This window comes from Plantactinospora sp. BC1 (assembly GCF_003030345.1).
In the GTDB taxonomy this organism is placed as follows: Bacteria; Actinomycetota; Actinomycetes; order Mycobacteriales; family Micromonosporaceae; genus Plantactinospora.
Genome location: NZ_CP028158.1, coordinates 506,534 through 527,220, shown reverse-complemented (window position 1 = coordinate 527,220; position 20,687 = coordinate 506,534). Strand labels below are relative to the sequence as shown.

Here is a 20,687-nt window from a genome sequence, read left to right as displayed (position 1 = left end):
GGCCTCATCCCTGCTCCTTCTTCACCCGCACCGTCTTCACCGACCGTACGTCGGTCAGCTCGGCGTCCAGCGCGGCTACCTGCCGCTTGAGCCGTACCGTGCCGGTCGGCGCGTCGACGACCTCGACCACCCGGCCGAGCAGCATCGCGGTCTCGTCGTGTCCCGACTCGGCGGCCAGTTGCACGGCCCGACCCAGTCGGGCGGTCGCGGTCTCCAGGTCGCCGGCCTCCCGGGCCCGCAGCCCCTCCTGGATCGCGGCGGCGAGTTCGGCCTGCCCGGTGTAGTGCGCCACCTGCGGGCTGATCCGGGTGGAGAGCGCCGTGTCGTCGGTCCACCTGGCCAGGATCAGCCGTTCTGTCAACACCTGACCGGCGCTGACCAGGCTGACCCGGGCGGCCAGCACCTCCTCGCCGACCGAGTCGGGTTCGAGGGTCACGGACAGGTGGTATTCGCGCGTCTCCGCTCCCCATGCGCCGGTCGGATAGTCCCCGATCCGGGCGCTGACCGTCGCACGCCGTGCGGTGAGTTCCTCGACGTGTGGGAAGACCTGCTTGACCATCCGTACCGTCGCGCCGGCCGGACTCCAGATCCGCAGCGCGACGTCTGCCACCCGCTTGCCCATCGCGGACGCCGTCATCGCCTGGAACGCGGCCGGCAACTGCGCCGGGTGTTCCAGCCCGTCGGCCGTGCCGAGCAGGGCCGAGGCGATGGCGCGCAGCTCGCTGGCCACCCAGCCGCTGCCGATGCCCCGGCTGTCGCAGACGAACCGCCCCTCGCAGACGGCGAGCATCCGGCGCAGGTCTTCGGGTTGCTCGTGCTCGTTGCGTCCGTCGGTGAGCAGGATCGCGTGTCGTACCTCGGTCGGATAGCTGGCGAACAGCCAGTTGGCCAGGTCCAGCCAGCGGCCGATGGCGGTACCGCCGTCGGCCCGCAGCCCGGCCACCGCCGCCTTCGCCGCCGCCCTGGTCTGGGCGTTGGCCGGCACCATCCCCGGCTGTACCGGGTAGACCATCCGGGCGACCGCGGTTCCGGAGACCACCGCGAAGGCCACACCGTCGCGCAGGGTGTCGATGGCTACCGCCGTGGCCCGTTTCGCCTCGGCGAGCTTCGTCGGCGGCATCGACATCGAACCCGAGGTGTCCACCATGATCACCTGCGCCGCCGTCGGAACGGTCGCCGGGTTGCGCAGGTCGGGACCGGACGCGGTCACGGTCAGGATCGCGTCCACCACCTGGCCACCTGCCGGCAGGTACTCGTTGTGGTCGACCTCGGCGACGAAGTGCGGTACCGCGCTCACCTGCCTGCCTCCCCCGATCCGGCGGCGGGCGGAAACGGCAGTACGGCCACGGCGATGTTGTCGTGTCCGCCGGCCTCGGCCGCGAACCGGGTCAGGTCCCGGGCGATCGCGATCGGCGTGGCACCGCCCGGCCCCGGTACCCGGGCCGCCAACGCCCTCGCGTTCGGCAGGTAGTGCGAGAGCCCGTCCGAGCAGATGACCAGTCTGCCCGGCCGGGCCGGCTGGAACGTCACCACCTGCGGGTCGGCGTCGCCGGAGTCCGCGCCGAGCCACCGGATCAACGCCTTGGAGGTCGGGTCCTGCTCGGCGCCGGGCGGTACCGGCCGCCCGGCCCGGATCTGGCCGACCACCGAGTCGTCCACGGTCAGGCAGACCGCCTCGTGCACGGCACCGTCCGGACCGAGCCAGTACGCCCGGCTGTCACCGATCCAACCGACGGTGACCGAGCCGGCGGTGACGGCGGCCGCCACGAAGGTGCAACTGGACGGCACCTGTCCGTCGTCCTGCACCGCGGTCGCCCGGGCAGCCACGGCCGCGGCCCGACCGGCGGCGACCATGGCGTCGGGCGCGGCGGTACCGTTCCCGAGCGCGGAGAGCATCGCGGCGAGCCCCGCCTCTGCGGCCGCGTGCGCGGCGAGATCGGCCCGGAGCGAGGTGGAGACCCCGTCGCAGACCACCGCGGCGATGGTCTGGCCGAGCCGCCCGACGGTGACCGCGTCCTCGTTGCGGCGCCGCCGGGCCCGGTCGGTGACGGCGGCGACGGCCCCCAGGTCCAGGTCCGCACGGTCCCGGCCGACGGACGCCCGCCGTCCACAGTGGTCACAGTGGCCGGAGTGGCCGGAGGGCGGGGTACCGCAGCTCGGGCAGGGCTGGCCGACCGCGCGTGACGAGAGCCAGGGACCCGGTGGGACAGGTGCGTCGCCCGGATTGGCCGACCTGCCGGCCGCGCCCGGACCGGGTGAGGTGCCGCTGGTACCGGCCGGAACCGGTGGCGCCCCGAACGGACCGCCGGCTACCGGCGGCACCACGTAAGGAGCACCGGGCGGCGCGACTGCGCCACGCGGAGCACCGGGCGGCACGACTGCGGGTGGTGCACCGGGCGGTACGACTGCGCCAGGCGGTGCAACTGCGGCGGGCGGAGCACCGGCTGCCACGGGTGGCCGGGGCGGCGGGACCGAGCCGGTCCAGCCGGGCGGGGCGGGCGGTGCGGGGTGACCCGTCCAACCGGGCGACGCGGCCGGCGGCGGGTAGCCGGCCCGGTTGCCGGCTCCGGCCGGTACGCCGGGATGCCCGGGCGGACCCCAGCCCGCCGTACCGGGTGGCGCGGCCGGCGCCGGGCCGGGCTGGCTGCTCCAGCTCGTCGTCGCCGAACCAGGGGTCGCAGTCGAATCCGGGGGCGCAGTCGAACCCGGGGGCGCAGTCGAACCAGGAGATCCGGTAGGACCGGACGATCCGGTCGGTCCGGCCAGCGCCTCCAGCCGGGACAGCGCGGTCGGCCCGGACATCTCGGCCAGCCTCAGCAGCTCGGTGGACTCGGGCAACTCGACCGAGCCGGACGCCTCGGCCCAGCCGGATGCGTCGGACCGCCCGGTCGCGGGCGTGGCGGTCGACCAGGACGTCCCGACCGGAGCGACCGGAGCGACCGGACCGACCGGAGCGACCGAGCCGATCACCGGGGCCGCCCGGCCGGAGGCGCCAGCCGCCTCCCCGAACGGAACGCGCTCCAATTCCCGACCGCACTCCTCGCAGTAGCGGTGCGCCGGGTCGTCCGGGGCGCCGTGCTCGGGACACGGTTTCGGCATGCTGCCGGCAGCGCCGGCTCCGACGCCGGTCACACCAGCGTCCTCGGCCGGACGGCGTTCGCGTGGTCGACCAGCGCGATCCGCAGCTCGGGATCGCGGGAGAGCTGGGCCAGCGTCCGGTACGCCCGTTCCAGCCCCAACCGCAGCCCGCGTTCGGAGAGTTCGTGCCCCAGCAGACGCGCCCCGGAGGCGGCCGTCGACCGGTTCCGTACCCAGGCCAGGGCCACCTCCAGCACCTCGATGGTGAGCCGGGTCTGCCGCTCCACGTCCAGGCCGAGCCGCTCCAGCCGGGCGGACGCCCGCAGCAGGTCGTCCGGGCCGGTGGTGCCCGCCGTCAACCCGGGCAGACTGGCCCGGACGGCGGCGACCTGCGCCGCCACGTGCTGACTCGAACTGTCCGGCACCTGGTCGAGTACGGCGAGCGCGCCCGCCCGGTCGCCGACCAGGAACCGGATCCGGGCCAGCCCGAACGCGGCGCTCAGATAGCCGTGGTCCACCCGCCAGACCCGGTCGTAGAGCCGGGTCGCCATCTCCCGGTCGCCGGTGCACTCCGCGCTGACCGCCAGCGCGAGCCGGGCCGCCGGTTCGCCCGGCAGGACGTCGTAGACCGCGTCGAAGGCGACCCGCGCCTCGGCGGGGCGGTTCGCGGTCAGCGCCGCCAGGCCCCGGTACCAGTCGACGCGCCAGTCGAACGGGTCGGCCGCGGCCAGCCGGTCCAGGTCCGCGGCCGCTCCCGCCAGGTCTCCGCCCTCGATCCGGGCCCTGGCCAGCCGCAGCGCCACCTCCACGCTGCGGACCGGTGCGGCGGTGAGCTGCCGGACCAGTTCCGCCGGGTCGGTCGCGCCGAGCGAGGCGAGGAAGCCGGCACCGGGATCGAGGACGTCGACCTGCGGCAGCGGCAGTGCCGCGGCGACCACCGGCGGCGCCGGGGCGATCGCACCGGGTGGTACGCCACCTCCGGCGCCCCAGGCCCGTCCGGCGACCGCCCGGCCGACCTCGCCGGCCTCGGTACCGAAGGCGCGCCGCTCCGGGGTGAACTGCCGGGACACCGCCGGCCGGGGTACGCCGTCGGCGGCGGAGAGCACCTCGCGCAGTACGCCGAGGAGTTGCTCGCTCATCTCCCCGGCGCTCTGGAAGCGCCGGTCCGGATCGGGGTGGGTGGCCCGGCGCAGCAGCCGGTGGTACGACATCTCGGCGGTGAACAGCGGCGTGTCGGCCGGCTCCGGCAGCCGGTTGGCGTACGTGGTCGAGAAGCCGCGGAAGTCGAGGCTGAGTACGGCCAGCGCCCGCCCGACGGTGTAGATGTCCGAGGCGACCGAGGGGCCGAGCGTGCCGACCTCCGGCGCCTGGTAACCGGGGGTGCCGAAGATCGCGCTGGTGCTGTCGTCGACGTGGCGTACCGCGCCGAGGTCGATGAGTTTGAGCTGCTCCTCGGCGTGGATGACGTTGTCCGGCTTGAAGTCGCAGAAGAGCAGGTTGCGGTCGTGCAGGTAGTCGAGGGCGGGCAGGATCTCCACCCCGTAGGCGATCACCTCGGGCAGCGGCAGGGCGCGTTGGCCGGTGTCCCGGCGCCGGGCCAGCAGCATGTCCCGCAGTGACTGGCCGCCGACGTACTCCATCACGATGTAGCCGACCGGGATCCCGGTGCGTGGGTCGGGGTGCTCCACGAAATCGTGGATCTTGACAATGTTGGGGTGGTCCAGCTCGACCAGGAAGCGACGCTCCGCCACGGCCGACGCCATCGCGTCCTCGTCCGAGGTGTTGATCAGTCCCTTGAGTACCACCCAGCGGTCGCTGACGGTGTCACTGACGTTGCGGTCCCGGGCGAGGTAGATCCAACCCAGTCCGCCGTACGCGAGCGCCCCGAGGATCTCGTACCGTCGATTGATCACGTCGCCCGGGCCGAGCCGGGGTACGAAGGAGAACTGGGTGCCGCAGTGCGGGCAGAAGCCCTCGGCCCGACCCGGGCGGTCCTCCCGGCCCCGCCCCACCGGCTTCTCGCAGCTCACGCAGAACCGTCGCGACTCGGCGACCTTCGGCTCGGCCATCACGGCGGTGGCCGGGTCGCGCAGCGGTACCCGGGCGATGTCGACCAGGCCGGCGCCGAGACCACCCCGGGACGCGCTGCGGGACCGGGTGGAACTCCGCGAGCCGGAGTTCGAGGTGCCCCGGCTCGGCACGGTGCCGATCCCGCTCGGCGTCGAGCCCCACCCGGTGCCGGTGGACGCCGGTCCCTGGCCGGTCGACGCCGGACCCTGCCCCGTCGACGCCAAGCCCTGCCCAGACGCCAAGCCCTGCCCAGACGCCAAGCCCTGCCCGGACGCCAAGCCCTGCCCGGTCGACGCCGGGCCCGGCGAGCCGGCCTGCGCCGGGCCCTGGCCCGTCGAGGCCGGTCCCGGGCGCTGACCGGTGGAGAGCGCGGCGTGCCCGGTCGGCCCCGCTGGCTGTCCCGGCACCGAGCCGTGTCCGGCGATGGCGCGGCCGCCCGGGCCGACGCCCGGGCCGACACCGACGGCGGCGGCCGGCACCGACGCCCGGCCGGTTCCGGTCGGTACCGACGCCCGGCCCGTCCCGGTCGGCGCCGCGCCCCGTCCGGTACCGGTCGAGGTCCCGACCGGACCGGTACCCGTCGAGGTCCCGATCGGGCCGGTACCCGTCGAGGCGGCTACCGGGCCGGTACCCGTCGCGCCGCCGGTGCTCTCCGGCCCCGTCGTCGACCCGGCGGCCGGTGCCCGCCGACCGCACTCGTCGCAGTAGCCGTCGGGGAGGTAGGAGCCGGGGCAACCGGGTCGCAGGCAGCGGGTGCTCATGGAACGGCTCCCTTCGCGCCGGGCGCCGGGCGCTCGGCGAGATCGTTGAGGTGACGCTGGTACGCGACCACGGCCCGGGTCGCCGCCGACAGATCACACGGGCTGGTGTAGAGCAGGTCGCGGGCCTGCCGGTAGCGGGCGGAGAGTGCGGTGTGCTCGATCAGGCCGAGCCGCCCCGCCTTGGCCCGGTACGCGTCGAGCCGGCCCCGCAGTTCGGCACGCCGCCGCAGCAGCCCGTCCGCCGCCTCGTGCGACTCGGCCGTCCGGCGCCGGGCGTCCGCCACGCCCCGTTCGAGCGCGGCCAGTTCCGTGCCGACCCGGCTCCACCGCCGCTCCCGGTGCACCTGACCGAGCTGGGCGAACTGGGCACGCAGCGCCGGGGTCGGATCCGGGGTCGGGTCGGGCAGGGCCGAGTTGGCGATCTTGGTGCGTGCCAGCGCGTACGTCCGGGCGGTTTCGGCGACGGCCGTACCGAGTTCGTCCAGTTCGGCCGCCAGCCGTGCGGTACGCCCGGGATAGCCGTCGCGTACCTCGGTCAACTCGGCGACTCGACCGGTCAGGGCGGCGAGTTCGGCCGCCAACCGCCGCAGCCGGTCCCGCAGGACTGTCGCGGTCGACCCGGACCCGGCCGCGCCGAGCGGGTCGGCGAGCGCGCTCCGGTACGCCTCCTCGACCGCCCGGCCGAGCCGTTCGAGTTCGTCGCGCGGCACCTCGGCGGTACCCGATCCCGCCGCCGCGACGCCGGCCCGCGCGCCGACGGCCGGGGCGGCACCGGGTCCGGCCGGAGCGCCGGTACCCGCCGGCTCGTCGGGCCGTACCGACCCGCTCAGCTCGACGACCTCTGCCCGCAGCCGGTGCAGGCCGTCGGTGAGCTGGCCGAACCAGCCGGCGAGCCGGGCCCGTGCGGCCGCCAGCGCGTCGAGCGTGCCGGCCAGCGCGGCGGCCTCCGCCTCGATCCGCCGGGCCAGCTCGGGTAAGGCGATCCGGTGCGCCGCCGCGCCTGCCGGGTCGTCCAGCACCGTTCCGTCCGCGTCGAGCGCGACGGCCGGGGAGGTGAGCAGTGCACCGAGTTCCCGCAGCTCGGGGTCGCCGGGCCGGGACCGCCGGGCGCGTACCGCGCGGGCCTGGTCGAGCAGCACCCCGAAGGCGGCGAACTGCGACCAGAGCGCAGCGGTCCGGGCGCGCACGTCGGCGGCGACCCGGGCGGTCTCGCCGGTCGGCCGGGTGTCCCGCAGCAGGGCCAGCTCGGGGCGGCTGTCCAGGGCGTACATCGCGGCCGAGGCCCGGTCGAGCGCCGCACCGAGCGCGCCGAGCACCCGGTCGACCTCGGCCCGGCCCATCGGTGACGGCGGCGGCACGCTCATCGGCGGGGCTGACCGGATCCCGTGCTGCCGGCCGGCGCCGCCGGGTGCCCGGCGGTGCCCCGCCACCGCACTGGAAGGTCCACGAGACACGCTAGTCCCGGTAACGCGCGACCGGCGGCGCCGGCGCCGGGCCCAGCGACGTCAACCATCGGGTGTACAGCCGGGTCCAGGTGCCGTCGAGGCGGATCTTGGCGAGTACGCCGTTGACGAACCGGACCAGCTCAGGCGCCTCGCGGGAGATCGCCACCCCGTACGGCTCGTCGCTGAACCGCGGGCCGACGACCTCGGTGTTCGGGTCCTGGGCGGCGAGCCCGACCAGGATGCTGTCGTCGGTCGAGACCGCGACGACCTGGTTCTGTTGGAGCAGCACGAGACAGTCCGTCCAGTTGACCACCGAGACCGGTGCGGTGCCCTTCTCCGCGATGTTCCGGATCGAGGTGCTGCCGGCCGCCGCGCAGACCTTCTTGCCGCGCAGGTCGTCGATGCTCTTCACCCCGGAGCCACGGGTGACCAGGACGCGCTGGCCCGCGGTGAAGTATTCGGTGGAGAAGCTGACCTCCTGCCACCGTTCGCAGTTCATCGTCATGGTCCGGACCACCATGTCGACGGTGCCGTCCTTGACCACCTTGATCCGGTCGGCCGAGCTGATCGCCCGGAACTGGATCCGGCCCGGATCGCCGAAGAGGCCCCGGGCGATCTCCCGGGCGATGTCGACGTCGAAGCCGGTGAGCTGGCCGGTCAGCGGATCCCGGAACCCGAACTGGTAGTTGTTCTGGTCGACCCCGACGATCAGCCGTCCACGCTGGACGATCTTGTCCATGGCGCTGCCGGAGGGCATCTGTCGGGGACGGGGCAGCGCGCCGGACGGCCGCAGGCTGGCCCGGGGGTTGCACGAGCCGGACGAGGCCGCCGGGCCGGTGGGGATGACCGCCGGATCCTGCATCCCGACCGGCCGGGGCGGGTCGGCCACCATCCGGTTGTCGGGCAGCGCCTGCTCGTCGGTGCCGCAGGCGGCGAGACCCACCGTGGCCACCGCCACGAGGACGCCGGCAAGGACCCGGCCGGCGAGATGCCGATGTCTCATCGATACTCCGCAATCCGCTGCTGCATGCCCACCGCGGCCCCGACCAGCAGGAGGAGGCTCAGTCCGACGATACCGATGTCGACGCCGGTGAGGGCCCGGCCGGCGCTGACCGCCTCACGTTCGAACCGGTCTCCGTTGTGGGTGATGGCCAGCGCGAGCGCCTCGTCGAACCTGTTGAAGATGGCGGCCGTGGTCTGCTCGCCGGTGCCGACCGTCGCGGCCACCGCCTTGGCGTACTCGCCACTGTCGTCGAGGGCCCGCACGTTGCGGTGCGCCGCCGACCATTCCCTGCTCCGGGCGATCGCCGCCTCGACCGCCTGTCGGGTGGTGTCGTCCGGCGCCGCCGCCCGAGCCTGCGCCAGCAGCCCGCCCGAGCCGTCGGCCCCGGCGAGTCGCTCCATCAGGACGCCGTGGTTCTCCTCGAAGGCCGCGCCGTTGCCCCGGGCGACCAGGGTCAGCGCCTCGTCGGCGCGGGCCTGCAACCCGGCGATCCGCGCCTCGGCGAGCAGGTTGACCTGGGCCGAGCCGGAGTCCCGGCTGTCCCGCAGGTTCCCCGCCGCGACCAGTGCCGAGCCGGTCAGCCAGGCCACCAGCAGTACGGTCGCACCCGTGGCGACCAGCAGACCCACGTTGAGCAGCCGGTTGGTCCGCCGGGTCAGGTGGATCTGCGTCAGCACCAGTGCCGCCAGGGTGAGTACGGCGAGCAGTACCGCCACCCAGGGGAAGCCGGCCGCCCGGTCCCGCGCCTCGTCCAGCTCGGTCGAGGCCGTCGCGTAGAGCTCCTGGGCGGCGGGCAGCAGCTCGTCACGCATCAGGCCGGAGGCTTCCTGGAGATAGGCGACGCCGAGCGGCAGACCCTGCCGGTTGTAGGTCCGGGCGGTCTCCACCAGCCCGCTGTAGACCGGAAGGCGGGCGGTGATCCGGGCGACCGCCGCGGCACCCCGGCTGTCGTCCGAGACCGCTGCCGAGACGACGGTGAGCGCGGAGGCCGCGTCGGCCAGGTCGCGCTGGTAGCGGTCGCGCAGCGCGGGCGGCTCGAGACCGTTGGAGAGGAAGGCGCTCGCGGCGGTGGCGTCGGCGTCGGAGAGCGCACGGTAGAGGCTCTGCGCCGCCACCGCCAGCTCACCGCTGCGGGCGGTCACTCCCCGGACCAGATCCGCGCGCTGCCGTACGCCGACGAAGGCGACCACCCCGGTGAGCAGCCCCAGCACGACCACCCCGGCCAGGATCGCGGTGAACCGGCCGGGTGTGCGGCGCAACGGTGTCGTCATCCGGCGCATCAGGTCCGGTGGGCGGGGTTGCGGCGGAACGGCCAACCGGCCTGGCGTGACAGCCACCGCCGACCCGTGCGAACCCACCCGAAACCTCCCCAACACCGCAACGGGAAACGGCCGGTCCGGACGTGGTCCAGCCGGTCAGATCTTGGACGACCGGCTTCAAGGTAACCAATCGGCTCAACCGGTGGGGGGCGGCCCGCCGGTGTCGGCGAGCCTACTGTCGGCCACCGACGAACCGGCCCGGCACACCGTCCACTCTCGGCGGCCGATCCCGGCGGAGCAGCCGCACGGTCCACCCGGGCCGGCCCTCGCGGCGCCCGCACCGGCCCGCCCGCCGGGAGGGACCCGGGTGCCGGCGGAGCCCGGAAGGTCCGGGCGGCATGGCGAGCCGCCCGGACCGGGAGGTGGACGCGGGCGGGCCGCGCCGGATCGCCGCGCGGCCCGCGACGCTCAGCCGGTGGTCCAGACGTACGTGCCGGCCACTGTCGCCGCCGCGCCACCGGCGTACGCGGGGGCGAGGCCGCCGGCGAACAGCGCGTCGACCCGGGACGCCTCGGCCGCACTCGGGTACGCGTTGCGGCAGGAGACCGGGGCGCTGCTGCCGGACATCAGATCCGAGCAGAGTCCGGTACGCCGGTCGGGCAGCCCGAGGATGTGCCCGAGTTCGTGGGTGGCGATCCTGGTCCGGTCGTACCCCTGGTTCACGGCCTGCCAGCCCATGTAGACCCGGCCGGAGCCGAGCCCGGTGACGTACGCCCGGGGCCAGCCGCTGTCGACGTAGATCGTCACCGTCGCCGGGGTGCCGGCCACCAGGCGCACGTTGCTGACGCTGCTGTTCCAGATCTGGGCGGCCTGGGTGAAGTTGGTGCCGAACTCCCCGGCCCGGCTCGCGTCGTAGTAGACCGTACGCACCGCGGGCGCGGCGGTGGCCGGCGCGGCGGCGACCTCGACCCCGACCAGCGAGGTGGCGAGGGTGAGCAGGCCGAGCGTGGCCCGGAGGAGGTGGCGTCTGAGCATGACGACTCCTTATGGGAGCGGGGAAGGCGAGGAAGCGACGCCCTCGATCGATGCTCATTAATCTAGGTCTCCGGCCCGTCGATCGGCGCATAACAGTTGCCTCATACCGGACCAGCGAGGCGGTACCGGAACGACCGTCGACGACGACGGCGCGGAACCGGAGTGATCGCCGACGATGAACCGAAACGTAACCTGGTCGAACGCGCGCCGTCGCGACCGTCGACCATGGTGAGGGGGCTAACCTGGATCGAGCGTCCGGCGTCGCCGGCGGGGGTGGAAGGCGGTAGCGGGATTGTGCTGGCGGAGGAGAACCACGTGACCACACCGTCGCGGACCGGACGTCCGGCGGTGATGACCGACGTGGCCCGGCTCGCCGGGGTGTCGCACCAGACCGTCTCCCGGGTGATCAACGGCCATCCACGGGTCCGGCCCGAGACCCGGGACCGGGTGGTCCGGGCGATGGCCGAGCTGAGCTACCGGCCGAACGCGATGGCCCGAGCCCTGGCCAGCCGCCGCTCCCGGGTACTCGGGGTGGTGAGCTTCGACACCATCCTCTTCGGCCCGGCCTCGACGCTGCTCGGCATCGAGCGCGCCGCCCGGGCCGCCGGTTACGGGGTCAGCATCGTCACCCTGGAGAAGGTCGACCGCCGTGGCGTACTCAGCGCGGTCGAGGCGCTGGACGGTCAGGGTGTGGACGGCGTGATCATCATCGCGCCGCAGATGGCCGCCGCCGCCGCGCTGCACAGCCTCCCCCAGGGGATGGCGGCGGTGGCGGTCGAGGCCGGCCAGGACAGCGGGCTGCCGTCGGTCTCGGTGGACCAGGTGGCCGGGGCCCGGCTCGCCGTCCAGCACCTGCTCGAACTCGGGCACCGGACCGTGTGGCACGTCTCCGGGCCGAGCGACTGGCTGGAGGCGGGTGACCGGATCATCGGCTGGCGGCAGAGCCTGGAGGAGGCCGGCGCCGCCGTACCGCCGATCATCTCCGGCGACTGGAGCGCCCGGTCCGGGTACGCGGCCGGCACCGCGCTGGCCGGCAACCCGGACGTCACCGCGGTCTTCGTCGCCAACGACCAGATGGCGCTCGGCCTGCTGCGTGCCCTGCACGAGCGGGGCGTCCGGGTGCCGGCCGACATCAGCGTGGTGGCCTTCGACGACATTCCGGAGGCGGAGTTCATGTTGCCGCCGCTGACCACCGTCCGGCAGGACTTCGACGAGGTGGGCCGGCGCGGCATGGCGACCCTGCTGCAACTGCTCGACACCCCCGGCCGGGTCGGCGGCCCGCTTCCGGTGCTCTCCAGCACCACGCCGATCGAGCCGACCCTGGTGATCCGGCAGAGCACCGCCGCTCCCCCGGCCGCCCGGAGCTGACCGGGCCGCCGGGACGGCCGGTCGGGGCGCCGGAGGTGCGACTCGCCCGCGGTGTCAGGCCCAGCCGGCGGTCGGCCGGAACGAACTCTCCGCCCGCAAGGTGGCGTTGTCGGCGTACCAGTCGACCCGGTGCCGGGGCTGCGCCGGGCTCGACGCGGAGTGCGGCGCCCCACCCTCGCTCATTAGAGGTTGGGCAATGCCTCAGGCCCCCCGTCGCCCCTTCCCGGCCGGTGCCGCGCCGTGGCACGGACAGCCGACCGCCGGCACCGCGCCGCCCGGCGCCGACGCGGAGATCGCGGCCGCCGCCTCCTCGACCCCGCGCAGCAGCCCGTCCAGCGCCGCCCGGTCGAGGTAGCGGCCCCGCACCACCACCCCGGCGATCCGCCGGGTGTTGCCGATCGCCGCCAACGGGTTCGCCTCCAACACCACCAGGTCGGCGGCGTAGTTCCGGGCCACCCGGCCGGTGCGGGCGCCGAGGAAGCTCGCCGGTTCGGCGGTCGCGGCGTGCAGCGCGGCCATCGGGCTCAGGCCCGCCTCGACCAGGTAGCCCAGCTCGTCGTGGACCGAGAATCCCGGGTACGTGCCGCAGGTGCCGACGTCGGTGCCGACCATCAGCGGTACCCCGGCCCGGTGCAGCTCGCCGACCATCCGGAGCCGGTGGCCGAACATCGCCGCCCACTGCCCGTCCTCCGCCGGGGCGCGGTCCTTGAGGTACAGCTCGTCGAGGGCGTACTGCAGGCCAGCGAGCATCGGCGCGGGCAGGTAGCGGGCGCGCGGGTCGGCGTACAGGTCGAGGGTGCGCGCGTTGTCCAGCCCGTGGTGCATGACGAGGGTCGGGACCTGACGGGTACGGCGTTCGGCCAGTCGCGCGAAGACCTGACGTGCCTTGGCCGGGCTGTAGCTGTGTGCGGCGCTCCATTCGACCGGGTGGATCGCGGCGAACCAGCCGCTGTAGTCACCGGTCTCCAGACGGATCCGGGCGATCCTGGCCCGGAGCCGCTCCTCCTCCCCCGAGGTGTCGATGGCGGTCCAGAACATGTGCTCGACGCTCGCCTGTCCGAGCGTGGCCGCCTCGGTGATCGGTACCTCGTCCGGGCAGTGCCCGGCGAACTCGACCCCGAGCCGGCGGCACTCGGCGACGATCGCCCGGTACGCCGGCGGCGACAGCCGGGAGTAGACCTTCACGAAGTCGGCCCCCTCGGCCACCACCTGGCGGACCGCCTGCCGGGCCTGCTCGGCGTCGGCCACCGAGAGCACGCTGAGCATCGTCGGGTCCCAGACCGTCGGCGCCCCGTCGATGATCCGGCTGCCGATCGTGTAGCGCGGGCCGAGCAGGCTGCCCGCCTCGATCCTGTGCCGCCAGTCGCGCACCGCCGCCGTGCCGGACATCTCCCGGACCGTGGTCACCCCGTTCGCCACGCAGAGCGCGGGATCGATCTGCTCGGCGTACCCGTGGGTGTGCATGTCCGCGAGTCCCGGGATCAGGAACCTGCCGCGCAGGTCGACCACGGCGGCGCCGGCCGGCACCCGGACCTGGCCGGTCCGGCCGACCTCGGCGATGCGGTCGCCGCGCACCAGCACGGTGGTGTCGGGTCGGACCCGCCCGGACGCCGGGTCGATCACGGTGGCGGAGGTGAAGGCCGTGCCGGCGGAAGCCGTGGCGGCGGACCCGCCGCCGTGGTCCGCGCCCGGTGTGGCGGCGAGCGAGGTACCGGCAGCCAGCGAGGTAGCGGTGGTCGCACCGACGGCGAGACCGGCGACCAGCACGCCCCGGCGGGAAAACTCTGTCGTCATGCCTGGAATCGTCGCGGGCACGGGCCGGTCGGGGCACACCTCCTGACACCCGGAACGGGGTGGTCCTAGCCCTACCTCCCAGCGGCTGCTCCGCCAGACCGGTCCACGTGTTGTCAACCCGAGTTGACAGACCCGCCCCGTCAACCTAGGTTGACAACCGTACGGGGCACGGCTGTACCGACCGACCGCCGAGCGGGGAGCGGGAGCGGAACATGTTCGAACGGTTCACCACGAACGCACGTCGTACCGTCTCCGCCGCCGTCCGGATCGCGGCCGAGACCGGTGCGACGAGGGCCGGCCCGGAACACCTGCTGCTCGGTCTCGCCGACGACGCACCCGGCACCGGCGCCCGGATCCTGGCCGAGTACGGCGTCACCGCCGCCGTGCTGCGGGCGGCGATGGCCCGGCCGACCACGCGGCGGCGACTCACCGACGAGGAGATCTCCGCGCTCCGAGCCGTCGACGCCGACGTCGACGAGGTGTTCCGGCGCATCGAGCAGGAGTTCGGACCCGCCGCATCCCTGCGGCAACCCGAACCGCCGGCGGGGCGCGACCGGCGCGGCTGGTTCACCGGGCCGCTCGACGCGCGGGCCCGCACGGTCCTCGAACTGTGCCTGCGCGAAACGGTCGGGCTGCGGCACCGGGAGATCAGCACCGGTCACCTCCTGCTGGCACTGCTCCGGCACGAGCTGACCGGTCCGGTGTCGGAGACGCTGACCCGGCACGGCGTGACCTACCCGGACGCCCGGCCACGCGTGATCCTCGCGCTGCGCCGCGCGACGTGACCGCAGCCCCTCACCCACCTGACGGCGCCGCAACCGACGGTCGGGGGCGGACAGGATCGCCGGCTCCGGCGCACGGCCTCGTCCACGACGGACGTCGATGGCGCGGCGGGCCGGGTCCTCCCCCTGCGCCGCCCGGACCGAGGGCGTCGAGGCTACTGCCCGCTCGTGCTGGTGGCGGCCGGTGTCACGTCGCGGGGTTCGCCGGCCGGCGGCCGGGACCTGGCCAGCCTGGCTCCGGCGACCAGCGCCCCCACCATGGCGATCAGCCCCGCGCCGATGAGCGTGACCCGGGGACCGACGACGCTGCTGCCCACGCCGCCGACCAGCGCGCCGATCGGGATGCTGCCATGCGAGATCAGCTTGTAGCAGGCGTTGACGACGCCGAGCGCCTCGGGCGGTGCGGCCGTCTGCCGGTACACGATGACGTGCACGTTGTAGACGCCCAGGCCGAACCACTGCAGCAGCAGACCCACGCAGGCCACGACGAAGCCGGCCACCGGCCCGAAGCCCCAGGGGACCAGGAACATGCCGACGGAGGCCAGCAGGATGCCCTTGGAAATCGACTGCAGGGTACCGATCCGGCGCGCGATCGGCCCGGCCAGGACGGCGCCCGCCGTCGCGCCCACCCCACCGACCGCCAGGGCGACACCGAGCGCGAACGGCCCCAGGCCGATCCCCCGGACGGCGTAGACGGTGAACGCCACCACCGCGATCCGCAGGCAGACGTTGAAGCAGGCGGAGGTCACCGCCAGCGTCATCAGCCGTGGATCGCCGAACAGGATGCCGAACCCGGCCCGCACCCAGCGCCGGGGCCGCTCCACGGGTGTCACGGTGCGCAGGGTTTTGGTGGTGGCGGTGAAGAAGGCGGAGACGAGGAAGGAGAGGCCGTCGAGCAGCATCGCGAAGGGGGCCTGCACCACCTGGATCAGCAGGCCGGCGAGGCCCGGACCGGCAGTCTCGGCGAGCGAGGCCCCCGAGTTGATCCGGGAGGCCGCCCCGACCAGCCGCTCCTGCCCGAAGATCATCGGCGCGTACGACTGGTTTCCGATCTCCAGGAAGAGGCGGCTGACGCCAAGCGCGAAGGCGATGACGCAGAGCACCCCGAGATTCAGCAGCCCCGCGAGGTGCAGCAGCGGCACCGCGGCGACGAAGACCCCGGAGAGGATGTTGGCGGTGATCAGGCTGCCGCGCAGGGGCCACCGGTCGATGGCCCACCCGACGTGCAGGCTCAACAACAGGGTGGGGAGGTATTGCAGCGCCGCCAGCACGCCGAGCTGCCAGCCCGCCACGTCCAGCACGGTGAGCGCGATCAGCGGCAGGGCGAGGAGACTCACCTGGGACCCGAAGGCCGAGACCGTGCTAGCCGCCCAGAAGGCGCGCAGGTTCGCCCGCTCCACGACCGACACCGGCACGTCCGCCATCGGAAGACCTCCCCCGCGGTCTCGTCATCGTCACGCCGGTGCAGCGTACGGCCCGTGCACGGCAACACCCCCTGCATTGCCGGTCGACGGTCGGGCCGGCAGGCACTGCCGACACAGAATTAAAACAGCCTAATCTGCCGTTGTAAATGTCGTTAACCGTTCCCGGTGGTAGGGCCGTGAAGAGGCTGATCATACGGAGCGCCGCCGGCCGACGTACCGGAGAAGAACTCGCGCGCACTGGCCGAGCACGTCGGCCACCACCAACTCAGGCCCCCACCAGCCTGAGGTTCGCACGTGGACACTCCGGTACCGATTGAGATCACCTCACTGGGGCGGTGATCGTCACGCGGCGGTGATTCCGATAAAAGACTGATCATCTTTACTCGACACTTGCGACAGTCGTAGCGAGTGTGCCACGATCGGTCACGTTCGGGTCGGGGCCATGGACTGCCGCCCAGATCCCGACGACCCCGGCGCCCAGTGTCGCCGCCGAGAGGTCATCGAGAGCACACACGCAGAGTGCGTGTCGCTGCCACTGTCAGAGCTTCCACGGGGGTTGGGATGACGCTGATTTCGCATCCACATGATATGAACGGCTCGTAGCAGGCGTAGCAAACGCCCGGTGACGCGTCGGAAAACCGCGCCCGGACTCGCGGCGCGCGGTCTGCGGCGTCGTTCCCGATGGTGACGCGCGAGCATCACCGCACATCACACGCGGACGCTTGAAACATTTCACCCGCAGCAGTGGAATACGGCGGGCAACAATCGCTGGCAAGCCGATTGGTGAGCACGCTACGGCCTGCCGACCATTTCGATCCCGTCGCGATTCACCCTGCCCAAAAAGGAGTGACAGCATGACGCTGACTCAGACGACTCCCGTCAAGGGAATCGCCCGCATCGCTCTGTCCAACGAAAGTCGGGACGCGCTCTTCGAGCACTTGAAGGGATTACCGAATCCGGAGCCCCAGATGGACTGGGTGACGACGCTGGCACACAAGGCGTTCGCGACCCTGCCCGCCGAGACGCTACAGGCGATCCTCGACTTCGGGCGGCACGTCGACACCCCCGGCGTGACGCTGGTGGAGAACCTCCCGGTCGACCTCGATCTGCCGCCGACGCCCAGCAACGGCGGACCGTGCGTCGGCAAGTCCACGTACGTCGCGGAGGGTGTCCTGCTCGGTCTCTCGGGCCTGCTCGGTGAGCCGGTCTCCTTCCTCACCGAGAAGGACGGCCGGGCGGTCCACGACATCATCCCGACGGCGGCCGGCGCCCAGACCCAGACCAGCCAGGGTTCGGACGTGTTCCTCAACTTCCACAACGACATCGTGCACGACGCCGGCGGCCGGTACGACGTGAGCAACCCCGACTTCCTCGTCCTGAACTGCCTGCGCCCGGACCTGGCCGGCGAGGCGCTGACCGCCTACGCCGACGCGCGCGACCTCACCGACCACCTCGACGACACGACGATCGAGGTGCTGCGGTCCCCGCTGTTCCAGCTCAACGCGCCGGGCGGCTACACGCGGATGTTCGCCGGGGGCCGCGAGGTGCTCTCCGAACCGGTCCCGCTCCTCACCGGTCCGGCCGAGGCGCCCGAGATCGCCGTGGCCGCCAACGGGGTGCGCCGGCTGACGCCGGAGGCCGACGCCGCCTTCGACACCCTGCAGAAGGTCGCCCGCCACCCCGAGGTCGCCCAGATCGTCAGCCTCCGGGCGGGCCAGGCGCTGCTCATCAACAACCGCAAGGGCATCCACGCCCGCTCCCGGTTCACCGCCCGGTACGACGGCAAGGACCGGTGGCTGCAACGGACGTACGTCCGGCGCAGCCTCTGGAACATCCGCGACCGCGTCGTGGAGGGCAGCCGCCGGACCCACCGGTAGTCGGTCGGCACCGTCGGCACAGACGTCAGAGAGGACATGAGTTGCAGATCGATTCGCCACGGGCCGACGAACAGATCGTGGAGACCACCGTCTTCGAGGAGCTGGAGTCGAACGTCCGTACCTACTGCCGGCGTTTTCCAGCGATCTTCACCCGGGCGCGCGGCGACCGGATGTGGGACCAGCACGGCCGGGAGTACCTCGACTTCATGGCCGGGGCGGGAGCGCTCAACTACGGGCACAACCACCCCACGATGAAGCGGGCGCTGCTCGGGTACCTGGCCGAAGACCGCCCGGTGCACACCCTCGACCTGCACACTCCCGCGAAGGCGGCGTTCCTGAGCGCGTTCCGGAACGTGATCCTCGCCCCACGGCACCTCGACTACCGCGTCCAGTTCACCGGGCCGACCGGGGCGAACTCCGTCGAAGCGGCGTTCAAGGTGGCCCGCCGCGCGACCGGCCGGTCGAACATCGTCGCCTTCACCAACGGCTTCCACGGCGGCTCGCTCGGCGCACTCGCCGCCTCCGGCAACCTGTCGAAGCGGTCGGCCGGCGGCGTCTCCCTCGGCGACGTCGTCCACCTGCCGTACGAGGGCTACCTCGCCGGGTCGATGGACACGATCGCCTACCTGGAGGCGGTCCTCGACGATCCGGCCGGCGGTGTCGAGACGCCCGCGGCCGTCGTGGTGGAGACGGTGCAGGGCGAGGGGGGCCTGGCCGCAGCCGGCGGCGAGTGGCTGCGCCGCCTGGAGCAGGTGGTGCGGGACCGGGGCATCCTGCTGATCGTCGACGACATCCAGGCCGGGTGCGGGCGGACCGGCCGGTTCTTCAGCTTCGAGGAGGCCGGGATCAGGCCGGACCTCGTCTGCCTCGCCAAGTCCATCAGCGGGTTCGGGCTGCCGATGGCGCTGACGCTGATCCGTCCCGAACTCGACGTGCTGGAGCCGGGCGCACACGCCGGAACGTTCCGGGGCAACAACCTCGCCTTCGTCACGGCCACGGCCGCGCTGAGCCTCTGGGCGGATCCCGCCTTCGAGAAGGAGATCCAGAGCCTCTGTGCCGAGTTCGACACGCGGCTGACCGAACTCGCCGGCCGTCATCCCGCACTCGGCGCCGAGGTGCGGGGTCGTGGCCTGATGCGCGGGCTGTTCTTCGCGCGGCCGGGCGTGGCCGCGGAGGTCTCACGCCGGGCGTTCGAGCGAGGCGTGCTGACCGAGACCTCCGGCGCACGGGGACAGGTACTCAAGCTGATGCCACCGGTCACGACCGAGCCGACGACCCTGCACACCGGACTGGATCGGATCGCCGACTCAGTCCGGGAATGTGCCGCAGACCAGTCTTAGCGAGGGATCACACCGACATGAACACCGTATCCGACCTGTTGGACCGCGAGGACTCCATCGGCCCGAGCACGCTGCGACGCCTCGCCGAGGCGTGGCCACGGCGGGCCACCGTACGTACCGATCTCGACGCCGTGCACGGCCGGGCCGAGTACGACGACACGGTGCCGGACTATCCCGTCCAGTTCCTGCCCTTCGCCGAGCACCCCGACTTCCTCGACGCCACCGACGAGCAGCGCCAGTTGGTACTCACCCTGGCCTGGCTGGTCTACAACGAGCGGGTCATCACGGCCGAGGAGTACGTCGCGAACCCCACCTTCGCCAAGATCGTGCACGGGGACTACCCCGGCATCGACCGCTTCGAGATCCAGCAGACGGTCCAGCAGGCGCACGTCGACGAGACGTGGCACACCTACATGCACATGCTCGCCATGCGCAACACCCGGCTGTTGCGGCGCGTCGACCGGGAGCCGGACTACCCGCACACCGTCACCTACCGGCGGCTGCTGGCCGAGCACGAGCGCGTCACGGAGACCTGGCAGCGGGACCTGCTCACGTTCGTCTGGGCGACCGTCGCCGAGGTGAGCGTGAACGCGTACCTGGAGCTGATGTCCCGGGACGAGACCATCCAGCCGGCGCACTCGCTGGTGACCCGGCTGCACGCGCGGGACGAGTCCGCGCACGGCCCGGTCATGGTGGAGGTCGGCAGGGAGCTGCACGCGCACCTCGACCGCAGGCAGCGCGAGTTCTTCAACCGCGCCATCCCGCTGGCGCTGGAGGCGTTCGTCGTGCAGGACTTCGACGTGTGGCCGATCGTCATCCGGCACGCCGGGATCAGGAACGCGGTCGACATCGTCGAGGACTGCCGCCGGCTTCCCGGGAACTCCCTGCTGGTCCGGGACTTCTCCGGGGTGCGGCGACTCGCCCACGAGGTGGGGGCGGAGACGGAATTCGAGGTCGGCCGATGACCGTCGCGGTGCGGCCGGCCACCAGCTCCCCCGACCGGGTGGGCCCGGCCGGCCCGCCGGACGGCCGCCGGATGCGGGTGCTGCTGACCAGCACGGCCTCCGACGCACACACCTGGAACCTGGTCTTCCTGCAGTTGCTGATCGAGGAGCTGGGCCACCGGGTGCGCAACCTCGGCTGCTGCGTGCCGACCGGCACCGTGCTGAGCGAGATGGCGACCTACCGTCCGGACCTTGTCGTGGTCAGCAGCGTGAACGGCCACGGGCACACCGACGGGCTGCGGCTGATCTCGGAACTCCGGGCCAACCCCGCCCTGGCCGGGGTACCGGTGGTGATCGGCGGCAAACTCGGCATCGACGGGTCACCCGACGCCGCCCAGAGCCGCGCCCTGCTGGAGGCCGGTTTCACGGCCGTCTTCGACGACCAGGCATCGGCCCGGGAGCTGGAAACCTACCTGAACCACAGTACCTCGGCGGTGGGTGGTTGAC

The 20,687-nt window shown here is 73.1% G+C and carries 17 protein-coding genes; 7 read left to right on the top strand and 10 right to left on the bottom strand.

The features are described 5' to 3' along the window. Positions 1 to 4: 4 nt before the first annotated feature. The 3 genes from C6361_RS02005 to C6361_RS01995 form a co-directional block, all read right to left on the bottom strand. Positions 5 to 1,297: a VWA domain-containing protein gene (locus tag C6361_RS02005; protein ID WP_107266567.1), complete on the bottom strand. Its 1,293-nt coding sequence runs from the start codon at positions 1,295 to 1,297 to the stop codon at positions 5 to 7. Beyond that, positions 1,294 to 2,325 (bottom strand): PP2C family serine/threonine-protein phosphatase, encoded by a 1,032-nt coding sequence (locus C6361_RS36790; RefSeq protein WP_159079140.1) that lies wholly within the window; start codon positions 2,323 to 2,325, stop codon positions 1,294 to 1,296. The genes C6361_RS02005 and C6361_RS36790 overlap by 4 nt, the downstream gene beginning before the upstream one ends. Before the next feature lie 803 nt (positions 2,326 to 3,128). Further along, positions 3,129 to 5,279 carry a serine/threonine-protein kinase gene (locus tag C6361_RS01995; protein ID WP_234359269.1) on the bottom strand — a complete coding sequence of 717 codons (2,151 nt, stop codon included), beginning with the start codon at positions 5,277 to 5,279 and terminating at the stop codon, positions 3,129 to 3,131. 292 nt (positions 5,280 to 5,571) lie between these two features. On the opposite strand from C6361_RS01995, the gene C6361_RS37470 reads away from it, so the two are divergent. Beyond that, on the top strand, positions 5,572 to 5,856 hold the full coding sequence (locus tag C6361_RS37470; protein ID WP_199853204.1) for a hypothetical protein: 285 nt from the start codon (positions 5,572 to 5,574) through the stop codon (positions 5,854 to 5,856). 49 nt (positions 5,857 to 5,905) lie between these two features. Here C6361_RS37470 and C6361_RS01990 read toward each other — a convergent pair whose 3' ends face one another. The 4 genes from C6361_RS01990 to C6361_RS01975 all read right to left on the bottom strand — a co-directional run bounded on the left by C6361_RS01990 (position 5,906) and on the right by C6361_RS01975 (position 10,651). Next, entirely contained in the window at positions 5,906 to 7,363 is a 1,458-nt protein-coding gene (locus tag C6361_RS01990) for a hypothetical protein (protein ID WP_159079139.1), read from the bottom strand. A 1-nt stretch (position 7,364) separates the two neighbouring features. After that, on the bottom strand, positions 7,365 to 8,357 hold the full coding sequence (locus C6361_RS01985; protein WP_107259386.1) for a glutamate ABC transporter substrate-binding protein: 993 nt from the start codon (positions 8,355 to 8,357) through the stop codon (positions 7,365 to 7,367). Then, on the bottom strand, positions 8,354 to 9,628 hold the full coding sequence (locus C6361_RS01980) for a hypothetical protein (RefSeq protein WP_159079138.1): 1,275 nt from the start codon (positions 9,626 to 9,628) through the stop codon (positions 8,354 to 8,356). Before C6361_RS01980 ends, C6361_RS01985 begins: the two co-directional genes overlap by 4 nt. A 456-nt stretch (positions 9,629 to 10,084) precedes the next feature. After that, entirely contained in the window at positions 10,085 to 10,651 is a 567-nt protein-coding gene (locus C6361_RS01975; RefSeq protein WP_107266563.1) for a snapalysin family zinc-dependent metalloprotease, read from the bottom strand. Between the two features lie 351 nt (positions 10,652 to 11,002). On the opposite strand from C6361_RS01975, the gene C6361_RS01970 reads away from it, so the two are divergent. Further along, on the top strand, positions 11,003 to 12,019 hold the full coding sequence (locus C6361_RS01970; protein ID WP_107270672.1) for a LacI family DNA-binding transcriptional regulator: 1,017 nt from the start codon (positions 11,003 to 11,005) through the stop codon (positions 12,017 to 12,019). Positions 12,020 to 12,073: 54 nt separating this feature from the next. On the opposite strand, the gene C6361_RS38800 is transcribed toward C6361_RS01970, so the two are convergent. Further along, positions 12,074 to 12,202, bottom strand: coding sequence for a hypothetical protein (locus C6361_RS38800; protein WP_255416199.1), 129 nt, complete (start codon positions 12,200 to 12,202; stop codon positions 12,074 to 12,076). Between the two features lie 18 nt (positions 12,203 to 12,220). After that, on the bottom strand, positions 12,221 to 13,813 hold the full coding sequence (locus C6361_RS01965; RefSeq protein ID WP_159079137.1) for an amidohydrolase family protein: 1,593 nt from the start codon (positions 13,811 to 13,813) through the stop codon (positions 12,221 to 12,223). Positions 13,814 to 14,025: 212 nt separating this feature from the next. Here C6361_RS01965 and C6361_RS01960 point away from each other — a divergent pair, with 212 nt between their 5' ends. Continuing rightward, positions 14,026 to 14,598, top strand: a complete 573-nt coding sequence (locus tag C6361_RS01960) for a Clp protease N-terminal domain-containing protein (protein WP_107266561.1) — start codon at positions 14,026 to 14,028, stop codon at positions 14,596 to 14,598. 152 nt (positions 14,599 to 14,750) lie between these two features. Here C6361_RS01960 and C6361_RS01955 read toward each other — a convergent pair whose 3' ends face one another. Continuing rightward, complete coding sequence (locus C6361_RS01955) at positions 14,751 to 16,019, bottom strand: MFS transporter (protein WP_107266560.1); 1,269 nt, start codon at positions 16,017 to 16,019, stop codon at positions 14,751 to 14,753. Between the two features lie 854 nt (positions 16,020 to 16,873). On the opposite strand from C6361_RS01955, the gene C6361_RS01950 reads away from it, so the two are divergent. Genes C6361_RS01950 through C6361_RS01935 form a run of 4 tightly spaced genes read left to right on the top strand, consistent with a single transcriptional unit; the run spans position 16,874 to position 20,686 of the window. Next, positions 16,874 to 17,896 carry a TauD/TfdA family dioxygenase gene (locus C6361_RS01950; RefSeq protein ID WP_107266559.1) on the top strand — a complete coding sequence of 341 codons (1,023 nt, stop codon included), beginning with the start codon at positions 16,874 to 16,876 and terminating at the stop codon, positions 17,894 to 17,896. A 41-nt stretch (positions 17,897 to 17,937) separates the two neighbouring features. Further along, positions 17,938 to 19,236 carry a diaminobutyrate--2-oxoglutarate transaminase gene (gene ectB, locus C6361_RS01945; protein WP_234359268.1) on the top strand — a complete coding sequence of 433 codons (1,299 nt, stop codon included), beginning with the start codon at positions 17,938 to 17,940 and terminating at the stop codon, positions 19,234 to 19,236. A gap of 17 nt (positions 19,237 to 19,253) precedes the next feature. Beyond that, positions 19,254 to 20,201 (top strand): diiron oxygenase, encoded by a 948-nt coding sequence (locus C6361_RS01940; RefSeq protein ID WP_107259400.1) that lies wholly within the window; start codon positions 19,254 to 19,256, stop codon positions 20,199 to 20,201. Beyond that, a complete protein-coding gene (locus C6361_RS01935; RefSeq protein WP_107266558.1) occupies positions 20,198 to 20,686 on the top strand; it encodes a cobalamin B12-binding domain-containing protein in 489 nt (162 codons plus the stop codon). Before C6361_RS01940 ends, C6361_RS01935 begins: the two co-directional genes overlap by 4 nt. The last annotated feature ends 1 nt before the right edge of the window (position 20,687 follow it).